This is a genomic window from Janthinobacterium sp. SUN100 (assembly GCF_030397705.1).
GTDB classification, from domain to species: domain Bacteria; phylum Pseudomonadota; class Gammaproteobacteria; order Burkholderiales; family Burkholderiaceae_D; genus Janthinobacterium; species Janthinobacterium kumbetense.
This window is the reverse complement of the sequence record NZ_JAPUBU010000001.1, coordinates 1,632,862-1,646,865: the sequence shown is the minus strand read 5'-3', so window position 1 is coordinate 1,646,865 and position 14,004 is coordinate 1,632,862. Positions and strand designations below refer to the sequence as shown.

General features: G+C 62.4%; 13 protein-coding genes. 9 read left to right on the top strand and 4 right to left on the bottom strand.

Features of this window, described 5'->3' with window-relative positions; translation table 11 throughout:
* Positions 1-156: 156 nt before the first annotated feature.
* Together O0881_RS07195 and O0881_RS07190 are read left to right on the top strand one after the other, a co-directional pair.
* Positions 157-3,294 carry an EAL domain-containing protein gene (locus O0881_RS07195; RefSeq protein ID WP_289910730.1) on the top strand — a complete coding sequence of 1,046 codons (3,138 nt, stop codon included), beginning with the start codon at positions 157-159 and terminating at the stop codon, positions 3,292-3,294.
* 10 nt (positions 3,295-3,304) lie between these two features.
* Positions 3,305-5,587 (top strand): xanthine dehydrogenase family protein molybdopterin-binding subunit, encoded by a 2,283-nt coding sequence (locus O0881_RS07190; protein WP_289910729.1) that lies wholly within the window; start codon positions 3,305-3,307, stop codon positions 5,585-5,587.
* Positions 5,588-5,589: 2 nt separating this feature from the next.
* Here the strand turns inward: O0881_RS07190 and O0881_RS07185 are convergent, their stop codons facing one another.
* Entirely contained in the window at positions 5,590-6,021 is a 432-nt protein-coding gene (locus O0881_RS07185; RefSeq protein ID WP_289910728.1) for a thioredoxin family protein, read from the bottom strand.
* Between the two features lie 52 nt (positions 6,022-6,073).
* Positions 6,074-6,355 carry a hypothetical protein gene (locus O0881_RS07180; RefSeq protein ID WP_171984907.1) on the bottom strand — a complete coding sequence of 94 codons (282 nt, stop codon included), beginning with the start codon at positions 6,353-6,355 and terminating at the stop codon, positions 6,074-6,076.
* Here O0881_RS07180 and rlmJ point away from each other — a divergent pair.
* Complete coding sequence (rlmJ, locus tag O0881_RS07175) at positions 6,299-7,216, top strand: 23S rRNA (adenine(2030)-N(6))-methyltransferase RlmJ (protein WP_070255356.1); 918 nt, start codon at positions 6,299-6,301, stop codon at positions 7,214-7,216. The two genes, O0881_RS07180 and rlmJ, sit on opposite strands and share 57 nt — an antisense overlap.
* Before the next feature lie 67 nt (positions 7,217-7,283).
* Here the strand turns inward: rlmJ and O0881_RS07170 are convergent, their stop codons facing one another.
* Complete coding sequence (locus O0881_RS07170; RefSeq protein WP_289910727.1) at positions 7,284-8,033, bottom strand: SAM-dependent methyltransferase; 750 nt, start codon at positions 8,031-8,033, stop codon at positions 7,284-7,286.
* Positions 8,034-8,051: 18 nt separating this feature from the next.
* The gene (locus O0881_RS07165) at positions 8,052-8,660 is read right to left on the bottom strand and encodes a Maf-like protein (RefSeq protein WP_289910726.1); all 609 of its coding nucleotides are present in this window, start codon (positions 8,658-8,660) and stop codon (positions 8,052-8,054) included.
* Positions 8,661-8,883: 223 nt separating this feature from the next.
* Here O0881_RS07165 and O0881_RS07160 point away from each other — a divergent pair, with 223 nt between their 5' ends.
* The 6 genes from O0881_RS07160 to fabG all read left to right on the top strand — a co-directional run bounded on the left by O0881_RS07160 (position 8,884) and on the right by fabG (position 13,962).
* On the top strand, positions 8,884-9,381 hold the full coding sequence (locus O0881_RS07160) for a DUF177 domain-containing protein (protein ID WP_289910725.1): 498 nt from the start codon (positions 8,884-8,886) through the stop codon (positions 9,379-9,381).
* Positions 9,382-9,720: 339 nt separating this feature from the next.
* Complete coding sequence (gene rpmF / locus O0881_RS07155; RefSeq protein WP_034749653.1) at positions 9,721-9,903, top strand: 50S ribosomal protein L32; 183 nt, start codon at positions 9,721-9,723, stop codon at positions 9,901-9,903.
* 210 nt (positions 9,904-10,113) lie between these two features.
* Complete coding sequence (gene plsX, locus O0881_RS07150) at positions 10,114-11,181, top strand: phosphate acyltransferase PlsX (protein ID WP_034779241.1); 1,068 nt, start codon at positions 10,114-10,116, stop codon at positions 11,179-11,181.
* 15 nt (positions 11,182-11,196) lie between these two features.
* Positions 11,197-12,195 carry a beta-ketoacyl-ACP synthase III gene (locus O0881_RS07145; RefSeq protein ID WP_289910724.1) on the top strand — a complete coding sequence of 333 codons (999 nt, stop codon included), beginning with the start codon at positions 11,197-11,199 and terminating at the stop codon, positions 12,193-12,195.
* Between the two features lie 32 nt (positions 12,196-12,227).
* Entirely contained in the window at positions 12,228-13,169 is a 942-nt protein-coding gene (gene fabD / locus O0881_RS07140; RefSeq protein WP_077406717.1) for an ACP S-malonyltransferase, read from the top strand.
* Between the two features lie 49 nt (positions 13,170-13,218).
* A complete protein-coding gene (gene fabG, locus O0881_RS07135; protein WP_035820245.1) occupies positions 13,219-13,962 on the top strand; it encodes a 3-oxoacyl-ACP reductase FabG in 744 nt (247 codons plus the stop codon).
* Positions 13,963-14,004: the final 42 nt, after the last annotated feature.

The following is a 14,004-nucleotide window of genomic DNA, read 5'->3' as shown; positions in this document are numbered from 1 at the left end:
ATATGACATCAGGTAGCCGCCGGCGCGTGTTTGTTGGTGACTTTTCCCGCTTTTTGCATGCATAATTGCTCCTGATAAAGATTCGTCCCGCCTCGCCACCCGATTCCCCTGTAAAGTCAATGATCGCCCGCCTGATCCCTGTTGCCCTGTTGCCGCATGTTTAATTCACCTTCTCAGCGCCTGCGCGCCAGCCTGCGCGTGCTGTATGGCTCGTCGATCTATGGCGCCTTGCTGCTGGTGGTCTTTGGCGGGCTGGTCGTGCCCGCCATTTTCGGCAGCTATGTGCTGGTCGGCGTGCATGAGCGCCAGTCGGCGCGCACCAGCCTGAACGAAGCCTTGCAGCGCAATGCCGACATCCTGGCGCTGGGCATGCAGGAGTCGCTGTGGAACATGAATGCGGAATCGGCCCACTCGCTGGTCGAGTCGGTGATGCGCGACCGCTCCGTGCTGCTGGTGAAGGTGCTGGGGCAGGGCGACACGGAATTCATCCGCCTGCGGGCGCCGCAGCGCCCCGTGGGCAATCTGTACCGCGCCGAGCGCGACATCCTCGTGCGCGGCGAACGCATCGGCCACGTCGTCGTCGAAATGGACGATGCGCGCAGCCAGCAGGAGCTGCGCGAAAAGCAGATCTCCTATATTTTCGTGCTGGGCGCACAGCTGGCCGTGTCGATGGCGCTGATCGTGCTGTTCCTGAACCGCCGCCTGTTGAAACCCCTGCGCCGCCTGACGCGCTTTTCCGACCGCCTGTCGCACGGCGATTTCGACACGCCGCTGGCTTCGCACAGCAATGACGAACTGGGTCGCCTGACGGCCCAGCTCGAGCAAATGCGCGCGGCCATCGGCCAGCTGTTCGAGGACGTGGGCCAGCGCGAAGAGCGCTTCCGCACCATCGTCACGCAGGTGCCGGGCGCCGTCTTCCGCTACCGGCCCGACGGCCCCATCGACTTCGTCAGCGACGCCATCGAGGAAATTTCCGGCTATTCGGCGCGCCAGTTCATGCGCGGCACCACGCATGCCTGGGCCGACCTGATCTGCCCGGAAGACCGCCGCGAGCACCGCCGCGCCGTGCGCCAGGCGGTGGCCGAGGTGCGTCCATATGCGCTGGAATACCGCATCATCGACGCTTTCGGCATCGAACGCTGGGTAGCCGAGAATGGCCAGCCGCAGGCGGGCGAGCAGGGCGTCATCTGGGTCGACGGCATCATTGCAGACATCAGCCAGCGCAAGCACCACGAGATGCGCATCGAAGCGCTGCTGACGGAGCAGAGCGCGATTCTCGACAACGTGATGTTCGGCGTGATGTTCGTGCGCCACCGCCGCATCATTTCCGTCAATCGCCGCTGCGAAGAGCTGTTCGGCTACGACCATGCCGAGATGACGGGCCGTTCGACGTCCATCGTGTTTGCGAGCGCGTATGACTTCGAGGATGCGGGCGAGCGCCAGTATCCGGCGCTGGCCCAGGGCGGCGATTTCAGCGAGGAGCGCCAGTACAAGCGGCGCGACGGCAGCCTGTTCTGGGCGCTGGTCAGCGGCTGCGCGCTCGATCCGCTGCGCCCCAATGAAGGCAGCATCTGGGTGTATGCCGACATCACGGCGCGCAAGGAAGCCGAGGAAAAGCTGCGCCTGTCGGCCACCGTGCTCGAACATATTGCCGACGGCGTGATGGTGGTCGATGCCAGCGGCGTCATCGTCACCGTCAATCCCGCCTTCACGCAGATCACCGGCTATACCGAGGCCGAGGCGGTGGGCCAGCACTCGTCACTGACACGCTCGGCGCGCCACGACGCGGCGTTTTACCAGGCTATGTGGGACGAATTGAAGGCCAGCGGTTTCTGGCGTGGTGAAATCTGGCACCAGCGCAAGAACGGCGAACTGTACCTGGAGTGGCTGACCATCAGCGCCGTGCGCGACACGCACGCCACCACCACGCATTACGTGGGCGTGTTCAGCGACATCACCCTGATCAAGGAGTCGCAGGAAAAGCTCGACCACATGGCCCACCACGACCCGCTGACGGCGCTGCCGAACCGCCTGCTGTTCCACGACCGCCTGCAGCACGCCTTGCTGCGCGCCGCGCGCGACCAGGAGCAGCTGGCCGTGCTGTTCATCGACCTGGACCGCTTCAAGAACGTCAATGACACCCTGGGCCACCATGTGGGCGACGAATTGCTGCAAAAGGTGGCCGGCCAGCTGGCGGCCCGCCTGCGCGAAGGCGACACCCTGGCGCGTCTGGGTGGCGATGAATTCATCGTCCTGCTCGAACGCGTCGATGGCGAGTACGGTGCGACGCAGGTGGCGGAAAAGCTGATGACCATGTTCGACCAGCCCTTCACGGTGGCCGACCACGAACTGTTCGTCACCTGCAGCGTGGGCATCAGCCTGTATCCGGACGATGCGCTGGACTTGAATATGTTGATCCGCAATGCCGACGTGGCCATGTACCAGGCCAAGGCGCGCGGGCGCAACGGTTACCGCTTCTATGCGCCGTCGATGACGGGCGAAGGCGTCGAGCGCCTGCGCCTGGAAACCTTTTTGCGCCGCTCGATCGAGAAAAACGAGATGTTCCTGAATTACCAGCCGCAGGTGGAAATCGACACGGGCCGCCTGGTCGGCGTCGAGGCGCTGGTGCGCTGGAACCATCCGGAACTGGGCCTGGTGCCGCCGGCCCGCTTCATTCCGCTGGCCGAGGACAGCGGTTTCATCAACCAGCTGGGCAAATGGGTGCTCGACGAGGCGTGCCGCCAGATGATGCGCTGGCAGGCGCAGGGTTTGCACGTGCCGAAGATGGCCGTGAATCTGTCCGTAAAACAGTTCGAGCGGGGCAGCATCGCCGGCATGGTGGCCGACATCCTGACGGAAACGGGCCTCGAGCCGCAGCGCCTGCAGCTGGAAGTGACGGAATCGGTGATCATGAACACGGGCGACGCGCTGGGCTTCATCAACGATTTGCACGCCATCGGCGTGGGCCTGGCCATCGACGATTTCGGCACCGGCTATTCCTCGCTCGCGTATCTGAAGCAGCTGCCCGTGCAGACGCTGAAGATCGACCGCTCCTTCATCAAGGATATCTCGACGGACGTCAACGACGAGGCGATCGCGATCGCCATCATCCAGCTGGGCAAGAGCATGCAATTGTCCGTGATTGCCGAAGGCGTGGAGACGGAAGAGCAGGCCGCCTTCCTGCTGCGCCATGGCTGCAAGCTGGCGCAAGGTTATTTTTATAGCCGTCCGGTGCTGGCACAGGATATGCTGGAGCGCTGGATCGATCCGCTGGATCAACCACTAACCAATTAAAGGGTATCCCATGGCCGGAGAAAAAAACACGTCGCGCCGCCGTTTCCTGCTCGGCGGCCTGGGTCTCGGCGTGGCCGGCGTGGGCGCCCTGGTGCTGGGCTGGGGCGTGTTGCCGCCGCGCCAGCGCCTGCATGGCAGCGCGCCGCTGCCGCTGCAGGATGGCGCCGTGGCCCTGAACGGCTGGCTGGCCATAGGCACGGACGGCACGGTGACCCTGGCCATGCCGCGCAGCGAGATGGGGCAGGGCGTGCACACGGCCTTGCCGATGCTGGTGGCCGAGGAACTCGACGTGCCTTTGAGCAGCGTCAAGCTGATCCAGGCGCCCATGGATAAAATCTTCGGTAATGTCGCCATGCTCAAGGATAGCCTGCCGTTCCACCCGGACGACCAGGGCCGGCTGAAGGCGCTGGCGCAGTGGACGGTGGCCAAGGCGGCGCGCGAACTGGGCGTGGTCGTTACGGGCGGCTCGTCGAGCGTGAAGGATGGCTGGGGCCCCATGCGCGAAGCGGGTGCGTCGGCGCGCGCCATGCTGGTGGGCGCCGCCGCCGCGCTGTGGCAAGTGCCGCCCGCGCAATGCCGCACGGAAGATGGCGCAGTGGTCCACCCGGATGGACGGCGCGCCAGCTACGCCAGCCTGGCGCAGCGCGCCGCCGGCGTCGACCCAGGCACGCCCGTGCTCAAATCCCCCAAGGATTTCAAGCTGATCGGCCAGCCGGCGCCGCGCCGCGACACGCCGTCGAAAGTCAATGGCAGTGCGCGTTTCGGCATCGATGCGCGTCCGCCGGGCATGCTGTATGCGGCCCTGCATCTGCCGCCGCGCCTGGGCGACACCCTGGCCGCGTTCGACGCGGCGCCCATACTCGCCATGCCGGGCGTGAAAAAGGTGGTGGACCTGACGCCGCACCTGCCCCAGCGCGGCACGTCGGTCACGTCGTGCGCCGCCGTGGTCGCCGACACCTGGTGGCGCGCGAAACAGGCGGCCGCCGCCTTGCCGACGCAGTGGAAGGCCGGTCCGCAGGCGAACCTGTCCAGCGCCGGCGTGTATGCGGAGTTTGCCCGCCTGCTCGACAGTGAGGCGGGCCATGCGTACCACGCCAGCGGCGAGGTGGAAAGCAAGGCCGTGCAGGGTTTGCGCAGCGTCAAGGCCGAGTACCGCGCGCCGTTCCTCGCGCACGCCGCCATGGAACCCGTCAACTGCACCGCGCAAGTCAAGGATGGCAAGGTGATGCTGTGGGTGTCGACGCAGGCGCCCGGCATCGCCGTCGACGTGGCGGCGAAAGTGGCCGGCGTCGATGCGAAGGATGTGACGATCGAGGTGCTGCTGCTCGGCGGTGGTTTCGGCCGCCGCCTGGAAGTGGATATGGTGGCCCAGGCCGTCGCCATCGCGCTGCAATGCGGCGGCGCGCCCGTGCAGCTGGTGTGGACGCGCGAACAGGACACCAGGCACGATATGTACCGTCCCGCCGCGCTGGCCCGCTTCGCGGCCCGCCTCGACGAACACGGCCGCATCGCGTCCTGGGACAACAAATCCGTCAGCGGGTCCATCACGCACCAGTTTTTGCAGCGCAATTTCGGCTTGCCCGGTGCGGGGCCGGACAAGACGACGGCCGAAGGCGAATTCGACATGCCGTATGAAATCGCCAACCAGCGCATCGCCCACGTGATCGCCGACAGTGCCGTGCCGGTAGGCTATTGGCGCTCGGTGGGGCACTCGCACAATGCATTCTTCAAGGAAAGCTTTATCGACGAACTGGCGCATGCGGCGGGGCAGGACGGCGTCGCCTTCCGCCGCGCCATGCTGGTGAAACATCCGCGCTACCTGGCCGTGCTCGATGCGGCCGTTGCCAGGGCGGGCAGTCCTCCGCCCGGCCATGCGCACGGCGTGGCCTTGCACCAGTCGTTCGGCAGCATCGTCGCGCAAGTGGCGCAGGTATCCGTGGAAAATGGCGAAATCCGCGTGCAGCGCGTGGTGTGCGCCATCGATTGCGGCATCGCCGTCAATCCGAACATCATCGCCCAGCAGATGGAGTCGGCCGTGCTGTTCGGCTTGTCGGCGGCGCTGGGCGGCGAAATCACGTTCCAGGAAGGCAAAGTCGAGCAAAGCAACTTCCACGACTATCCCGTGCTGCGCATGGGGCAAACGCCCGAGGTGGAAACCATCATCATCGCCAGCGCCGAGCATCCGGAAGGCGTGGGCGAGCCGGGCACGCCGCCGATCGCGCCGGCCGTGGCCAATGCCGTGTTCAGTTTGACGGGGAAACGGTTGCGCAGCCTGCCGCTGCGCCTGGGCTGATCTTACTGATCGAGTGTCGCGGCCAGCAGGTTGCGCAGATTGCAGTCGCGCTGCCAGTCGCGCCGCTCCTGCGTGCTGCCGGCCAGCGCAGCCAGTTCCTGCGCGCTGAGCGCCTGCTGCGCCTGCACCATGCGGTGCGCCAGGCCGCCGTCGGGCAGCACGGTGCCGAAGAAGGCCACGTTGTCGTCGTGCTGGATCAGCAGGGTGGGGAAGTTGTCGATGTCGAGGTCGCCCACCACGTCGGCCTGGTCTTCGATATCGACCCAGACGAAGACGGTGTCCGGGTGGCGCGCGGCCAGTTCCTCGAACGTGGCGCGGTAGCTGCCGCAAGTGCCGCACCACAGCGCGCACAGGCAGGCCACCGTCCAGCGCGGGCCGGCCAGGGCTGCCGCGACGTCGGCGCGGTTATCGGTCGTGAGGGTCAGGCTGTGCATGGTCGTATCTATTCAGTAGGGCGATGGGCGCCGGGCGCCCGATGCGCGTATTCTACCGCGCCCGGCGACGCCAGTCGCGGGAATGCATGAGCTTGTTTATCCGTGTTTTTTGATGCAACGCACCTTTCTGGTGGATAATGCTGGTAATTGCGCGCTGATTACGCTGGTCCATGCTGTTTCCTGGCCCCGCAGCCTGACCCCTCCAGTCTGTTTTCATGCCCTGCCCGGTGTCAGCGCTCCCGCCTTTATTTATTTTTATTATGGAATTAGCCAGCTTATGTTGAGTTACCGCCACGCCTTTCACGCGGGTAATCACGCCGATGTGTTGAAACATTATGTGCAGATTCAGTTGTTGCAATATCTGAATCAAAAAGATACCGCCTATAGTTATATCGATACCCATTCCGGCGCGGGCGTGTATGCGCTCGACGGCGGCTATGCGTCGAAAAATGCCGAGTACGAAACGGGCATCGCGCCCCTGTGGGACCGCACGGACTTGCCGGCCTCGCTGGCCGAGTACATGAAGCTGATCAAGGAAATGAATCCGAGCGGCAAGATGCGCTACTACCCGGGTTCGCCGTACTGCGCCGACAAGGTCAGCCGCGAGCAAGACCGTCTGCGCCTGTTCGAGCTGCATCCCGCCGATGCAAAGATTCTGGCCGACAACTTCCGCAAGGTCGAGGCCCATGCGCTGGCCCAGGGCGAGCGTCCGACCGTGCGCGGCAAGCGCGTCATCATCACCAAGGCGGATGGCTTCCAGAGCCTGAAAGCCCTGCTGCCGCCGCCATCGCGTCGCGCGCTGGTGCTGATCGACCCGCCGTATGAAGACAAGATGGATTACCGCAAGGTCAAGGACACCTTGGCCGACGCGCTCGTGCGCTTCCCGTCGGGCATGTATGCCGTCTGGTACCCCGTACTGCAGCGCATGGAATCGCGCCAGTTCGCTGACAAGCTGAAGCAACTGCCCAGCTCGGACTGGCTGCACGTGACCCTGACGGTGAACACCCCGTCGCCGGACGGCTTCGGCTTGCACAGCAGCGGCATGTTCATCCTGAATCCGCCGTACACCCTGGAGCCGATGTTGCGCGAAGTCATGCCGTACCTGGTCAAGGTGCTGGGTCGCGACGACGGCGCCAAGTTCGTGCTGGAAACAGGTAAAGGTGGACAGAAGAATACGGGCACTAGAAGAGTGTAATTACACTTGTCTTGGTAGTGCTGTAATAAAAAAACGCCACGGATAATGTGTCCGTGGCGTTTGTCGTTTACTGTCCCAGCAGCAAGAACACGGTCGGTTTCTTGTGGAAGTCAGGAGCCTTGCCTGCAGCCAATTGTTTCTTCCACTGTCCGCCATTCCACGTTTGCACGCTTTCCGTGTCCAGGCTCAGGTCGGTGGCGACGCAGATCAGGGTCGATGGCGCACATTGCGCCACGAGGGCGTCGAGCATGGCGGCGTTGCGGTATGGCGTTTCGATGAACAGCTGGGTCTGCTTTTCATTGCGCGAACGCCCTTCCAGTTCCTTCAGGCGCTTGGCGCGCAGGGCCGCGTCCGTGGGCAGGTAGCCGTTGAAGGCGAAGCTCTGGCCGTTCAAGCCGCTGGCCATCACGGCCAGCAGGATCGACGACGGGCCCACCAGCGGACGCACCTTGATACCGTGCTGATGCGCCAGGCGCACCAGGTCGGCGCCAGGGTCGGCCACGGCGGGCACGCCCGCTTCCGACACGAGGCCCGCGTCGCGCCCCGCCAGCAGGGGAGCCAGCAAGCCGGCCAGCGCTTGCGCCGGGGTATTCACGTTCAGTTCGGAAATCGTGATTTCCTGCAGTGGCTTGGCCAGCGGATGCTGGTTGCCGATCAATTTCAGGAAGGCGCGCGCCGTCTTGGCATTTTCCGCAACGAAATAATCTAGCTGGGACGTGATGTGCCGTACTTGCTCTGGAATGATATGGGCCAGCGGGTCGGCCGGGCTGTCGGACAGGCCGAGGTGGTTGGGAATCAGGTACAGGGTGCCGGTCATATTCTTATTGTCGGTAAATTAAAGGGTGAAAAACGTGACGCCTGCCTTGCGCAGCATGCCGGTGAGGGCGATCAGCGGCAAGCCGGTGAGGGCGGTCGGGTCGGTGGTGGCGATGCGTTCAAGCAAGGCGATGCCCAGGCCTTCGTTCTTGGCGCTGCCGGCGCAATCGTACGGCTGCTCGATGCGCAGGTAGGCGTCCAGTTCCGCGTCGGGCAAGTCGCGCACGGTGACGAGGGTCTGGATATCTTCCACCTGTGCCACAGGCACCGCCTGGCGTCCGTCCAGCAGGCACAGTGCCGTGTGGAACACAGTCTGGCGTCCGCGCATGGTTTGCAGTTGCAGCAGGGCATTCGCATGGTTGCCGGGCTTGCCGATCTGTGCGCCATCGAGGGTGGCGACCTGATCTGAGCCGATGACGAGGCTGCCAGGATGGCGGTCGAGCACGGCCTGCGCCTTGGCCTGGGCCAGGCGCAGGGCCGTGGCGCTGGGGCTTTCGCCTGACAGGGGGCTTTCGTCGAGATCGGGCACGGCGACTTCGAAAGGCAGGCGCAGGCGTTCCAGCAATTCCTTGCGGTAGGTCGAACTCGATGCAAGAATCAAGCGCAATGGGGCGGAAGTTGGTATCATTCGGTAGTGGATGGCGGCCGGCATGGCCGCGCTGGTCGATGTCAGTGGAATTTCACGCAAACTCTAGGGCGCAGAGCCCCTGACTGAGGCTCCATGCGGCATGACGGTGTTAATGAAGTTGTCATGTTTATGGCAATGATTGCGTCAAAAAAGATGCTTAGCCTTTGACTCCGTGCTAAAAACCCTGTTATTATCGCAGGTTTTCCGGGGAAATTTTCTACCAATGAATGCTTTTGTGATCGACGCCTTTGATTTTTGTCGTATCAGCGGGAGCCGCGAGGGTGTAACTCCTGTCGCTGAAATGACCCGGTTGACCAAGGATTGTGCAGATAATTCCGGCGAGATCGCCTGGAAGATCGTCGGCGGCACCAGCAAGCTGGGCTACCCGCAACTGACCTTGTCGGTCAACGGCACCGTTCAGCTGGTTTGCCAGCGCTGCCTGACTCCGTATGCTTACGTGATAGATTCTTCGACTGTTCTGATGCTGGGCAAGGATGACGAGCACGCGGACGAGATCGAAGAAATCATCAACGATGAAACGATCGACGTGATCGTCGGCAGCCGCAGCATGGATGCCGCGGCCCTGATCGAAGATGAAGCCTTGCTGGCCCTGCCGCAGGTACCCAAACACGACGTCTGCCCCGATACGGCGCAGCTCGATGCCCTCAAGACTGAAAAGAAGTCGCCGTTCGCGGCACTGAAGGACTTGAAGCCAGAATAAGTTAAGAGAATAGAGAATAAGTAGTAGTGGTAGTTTATAGGGGGCCTCAGAAACCGTAGCGAGCGGTCCAATATCGTCTTGAGTAGCGCAAGCGTACGGAAGTACGCTGAGCAACGCCGAGGCGATAGTGGGACGCGCAGTAGGTTTGTGAGGGTCCGCTTAGAGAACGTGTCAAACGCGTGTAGTAATCGAGTATGGCAAGTGTAGTGAAATGTAATTGTAATAAACGATGTCGGTCCGGGCTATTTTCGGGTAGTCTTTGCCGCTGGGATACTCGATTCGCATGTATTTGCTAATCGATTGTGCTAAAATTTTAGAACTTATGTATTAGGAGTCATCATGGCAGTTCAACAGAACAAGAAAACCCCTTCCAAGCGCGGCATGCACCGTTCGCACGACTTCCTGGTCGCGCCGCAATTGAGCGTCGAGCCAGTTACCGGCGAAACACACATGCGTCACCATATCAGCCCTAACGGCTTCTATCGTGGTCGTAAAGTGTTGAAGACCAAAAACGACGAGTAATCGACGTTTTTGTTGGGTAAGATGAAAGCGGTGTTGCGTGGTTATTCGGCGTGGCGCCGCTTCTTCTTTTTTATCGGCTGCAATTCATCTTGCGCACCCGTCATTTTGAATCAAGCTTGCTCAGGCGGTGCATGACATGCTGCGCCCTGCATATGCTCCAGTCCGATTCACATCTTGCCGCACGCCCGCAGCGGTATTGAATCAACACAAATGACAATCAAAATTTCTATCGACTGCATGGGCGGAGATCACGGTCCCTCAGTCACTATCCCCGCAGCAATTTCCTTCGTAAAACATGAGCCTGAAGCCGAACTGATCCTTGTTGGATTGGAAGACGTGATCCGTGCCGAACTGAAAAAACATAAAGCCGACACGCATCCGCGCCTGTCGGTATTGCATGCCTCCGAACAAGTTACCATGGACGATCCCCTGGAAGTGGCCCTGCGCCGCAAGAAGGATTCCTCCATGCGCGTGGCCATCGAACAGGTCAAGAACGGCGTGGCGCAAGCCTCCGTTTCCGCCGGTAATACGGCAGCCTTGATGGCCGTGTCGCGCTATGTATTGAAAACCATGTCCGGCGTCGACCGCCCGGCCATCTGCAGCATCTTGCCGAATCAAAAGAACGGCCCCACCTACATGCTGGACCTGGGCGCCAACGTCGATTGCGAACCGCATCACTTGCACCAGTTCGCCATCATGGGTTCCGTGCTCGTGTCCGCCATGGAAGGCATTGCACGCCCCACGATCGGCTTGCTGAACGTGGGTACGGAAGATATCAAGGGCAATGAAGTGGTGAAACTCACCTCGAAGCTGCTGCAGGCCGACCATGAGCGTGGCGCGCTGAACTTCTACGGCAACGTGGAAGGCAACGATATCTTCAAGGGTACGACCGATATCGTCGTCTGCGACGGTTTTGTCGGCAATGTCACCCTGAAAGCCATCGAAGGCCTGGCGCGCTTCATGAAAGACGTGCTCACTTCCGAATTCAAGCGCAATCCGATTACCATGCTGGGCGCGCTGATCGCCCGCGGGGCCCTGAAAGCCATCGGCAACCGCTTGAATCCATCGCGTTACAACGGCGCCAGCCTGCTGGGCTTGCGTGGTCTCGTCTTCAAGAGCCATGGCAGCGCCGATGCCTATTCCTTCGAATGGGCCTTGCGCCGCGCCTTTGATGCGGCAAAAAATGACGTGCAAGCGCACCTGGCCAGCCTGATCGCCGAGCTGATGCCGCGCACGCCAGTACCGGACGAACCTACATCAACAAGCTCTACCATTTAGTGGACGGGTATTTGCATGACTGTTTTTAGCAAAACTTACAGCAAAATTATCGGTACCGGCAGCTACTTGCCGGAGAAGCGCGTCACCAACCAGGATTTGACCGAACAGCTCGCCGCCAAGGGCATCGAGACGTCGGATGAATGGATCGTGTCGCGCAGCGGCATTTCGGCGCGCCATTACGCGGCGCCGACGCAAAACTCCTCGGACCTGGGCGTGGAAGCGGCCATAAAGGCCCTGGAAATGGCTGGCCTGAACGGCAACGACCTGGACCTGATCATCGTCGCCAGCTCGACCCCCGATTTCTTCGGCAGCTTCCCCAGCACCGCCTGCATCGTGCAAAACAAGCTGGGCATCACGAATAACTGCGCCGCCGTAGACGTGCAAGCCGTCTGCAGCGGTTTCGTGTATGCGGTGGCCACGGCCGACAGCTTCATCCAGTCGGGCATGCATAAGAACGTGCTGGTGATCGGCGCCGAAGTGTTTTCGCGCATCCTCAATTTCGACGACCGCGGCACTTGCGTGCTGTTCGGCGACGGCGCCGGCGCCATCGTCATGACGGCATCGAAAGAGCCGGGCATCCTGGCTACCAAGCTGCACGCGGACGGCCGCCATTCGAACATCCTCAGCGTGCCGGGCAGTCTGGCTGGCGGCGCGCTGGACGGCAGCGCCTTCCTCTACATGGATGGCCCGGCCGTGTTCAAGCTGGCCGTGTCCGTACTGGAAAAAGTCGCGCACGAAGCCCTGGAACATGCCAACATGACCTCGGACCAGATCGACTGGCTGATCCCGCACCAGGCGAACATCCGCATCATGAACAGCACGGCCAAGAAACTCGGCTTGCCGCTGGACAAGATGGTCGTCACCGTCGACCAGCATGGCAACACCTCGGCCGCCTCGATTCCGCTGGCGCTCGACATCGCCGTGCGCGACGGCCGCGTCAAGAAGGGCGACAACGTCATGATGGAAGGCGTGGGCGGCGGCTTTACCTGGGGCGCCGTGCTGGCGCGCATGTAATCCCGCAACATTATTAAAAAAACGGAGTCGACATGACACAATTTGCATTTGTTTTCCCAGGCCAAGGCTCGCAAGCGATTGCGATGCTCGACGGTTTCGCCGGCAACCCCGTGGTTGCGCAGACCGTCGCCGAAGCGTCGGACGCCCTGCAATTCGACCTGGGCAAGCTGATCGCCGAAGGTCCGAAGGAAGAACTGGATCTCACCACCAACACGCAACCGGTGATGCTGACGGCGGCCGTGGCCTTCTACCGCGCCTGGCTGGCGGCCGGCGGCCCCGTGCCGACGGTCGTGGCCGGTCACAGTCTCGGTGAATACTCGGCGCTGGTCGCCGCCGGCGTCATTTCCTTCAAGGATGCCGTGCCGCTCGTGCGTTTCCGCGCGCAAGCCATGCAGGAAGCCGTGCCCGTCGGGCAGGGCACGATGGCTGTCGTGCTGGGCCTGTCGGATGACGACGTGCGCGCCGCCTGTGCGGAAGCGGCGGCGGAAAACCCGGCCCTGGTGGTCGAGCCCGTCAATTTCAATGCGCCAGCGCAAGTCGTCATCGCCGGCCACACGGCTGCGGTCGAGCGCGCCTGCGAACTGGCCAAGGCCAAGGGCGCCAAGCGCGCCATGAAACTGCCCGTCTCCGCGCCATTCCATTCGTCGCTGCTGAAGCCCGCGTCGGACCGTTTGCGCGAGTACATGGCCGGCCTGACGTTCGCCGCGCCGCAGATCGCCCTGATCAACAACGTCGACGTGGCCATCGTCAACGACGTGGCCGGCATCAAGGATGCGCTGGTGCGCCAGGCGGCCAGCCCCGTGCGCTGGGTGGAAACCATGCAAAAGGTTGCCGCGGATGGCATCACGCAAGTGATCGAATGCGGTCCGGGCAAGGTCCTGATGGGCCTGGCCAAGCGCATCGACCCGGTGCTGGTGGGCGACGCCATCGTCGACCAGGCTTCGCTGGAACGCATTTTGACGCAGCTCAAATAAACATCAGATCGCGGCAGCCTGCCTGCCGCGGTTGCTCTTAAGGATACTCATGAATTTAGCAAATCAAGTCGTGCTGGTCACGGGCGCCTCGCGCGGCATCGGCCGCGCCATCGCCACCGAACTGGGCAAGCAGGGCGCCACCGTGGTCGGCACCGCCACCTCGGAGAGCGGCGCGCAAGCGATTACCGATTACCTGGCCGCCGAAGGTGTGGCAGGCAAGGGCCTGGTCCTGAACGTGACCGATGCGGCGCGCTGCGCGGCCGTCGTCGATGAAGTGCAGAAAACCTACGGCAGCCTGTCGATCCTCGTCAACAATGCGGGCATCACGCAAGACCAGCTGGCCATGCGCATGAAGGATGAAGAGTGGGACAGCGTCATCTCGACGAACCTGTCGGCCGTGGGCCGTCTGTCGCGCGCCGTGCTGCGTGGCATGATGAAAGCCAAAACTGGGCGTATCATCAACATCACGTCGGTGGTGGCTTCGTCGGGTAATCCGGGGCAAATGAATTACGCGGCGGCCAAGGCCGGCGTGGAAGGCATGAGCCGCGCCCTGGCGCGCGAAATCGGCAGCCGCAACATTACCGTGAACTGCATCGCGCCGGGCTTCATCGATACCGACATGACCAAGGCCCTGAGCGAAGAGCAGCATGCGGCCCTGTTGACGCAAATTCCCCTGTCCCGCCTGGGCAAACCGGAAGACGTGGCAGCGGCCGTGGCCTTTTTGGCCTCGCCGCAAGCGGCGTATATCACGGGCACGACCCTGCACGTGAACGGCGGAATGTACATGAATTGATGTGAAAGGTAGACGGGGCGGGCGTTTGTGGCATGATTCAAC

Bases quoted from the DNA above. Each gene is read 5' to 3' on its own strand.
- O0881_RS07165 (WP_289910726.1), bottom strand. From the start codon at position 8,660: ATGATACCAACTTCCGCCCCATTGCGCTTGATTCTTGCATCGAGTTCG.
- O0881_RS07190 (WP_289910729.1), top strand. From the start codon at position 3,305: ATGGCCGGAGAAAAAAACACGTCGCGCCGCCGTTTCCTGCTCGGCGGC.
- rlmJ (WP_070255356.1), top strand. From the start codon at position 6,299: ATGTTGAGTTACCGCCACGCCTTTCACGCGGGTAATCACGCCGATGTG.
- O0881_RS07195 (WP_289910730.1), top strand. From the start codon at position 157: ATGTTTAATTCACCTTCTCAGCGCCTGCGCGCCAGCCTGCGCGTGCTG.
- fabD (WP_077406717.1), top strand. From the start codon at position 12,228: ATGACACAATTTGCATTTGTTTTCCCAGGCCAAGGCTCGCAAGCGATT.
- O0881_RS07170 (WP_289910727.1), bottom strand. From the start codon at position 8,033: ATGACCGGCACCCTGTACCTGATTCCCAACCACCTCGGCCTGTCCGAC.
- plsX (WP_034779241.1), top strand. From the start codon at position 10,114: ATGACAATCAAAATTTCTATCGACTGCATGGGCGGAGATCACGGTCCC.
- O0881_RS07185 (WP_289910728.1), bottom strand. From the start codon at position 6,021: ATGCACAGCCTGACCCTCACGACCGATAACCGCGCCGACGTCGCGGCA.
- O0881_RS07145 (WP_289910724.1), top strand. From the start codon at position 11,197: ATGACTGTTTTTAGCAAAACTTACAGCAAAATTATCGGTACCGGCAGC.
- O0881_RS07180 (WP_171984907.1), bottom strand. From the start codon at position 6,355: ATGTTTCAACACATCGGCGTGATTACCCGCGTGAAAGGCGTGGCGGTA.
- O0881_RS07160 (WP_289910725.1), top strand. From the start codon at position 8,884: ATGAATGCTTTTGTGATCGACGCCTTTGATTTTTGTCGTATCAGCGGG.
- rpmF (WP_034749653.1), top strand. From the start codon at position 9,721: ATGGCAGTTCAACAGAACAAGAAAACCCCTTCCAAGCGCGGCATGCAC.
- fabG (WP_035820245.1), top strand. From the start codon at position 13,219: ATGAATTTAGCAAATCAAGTCGTGCTGGTCACGGGCGCCTCGCGCGGC.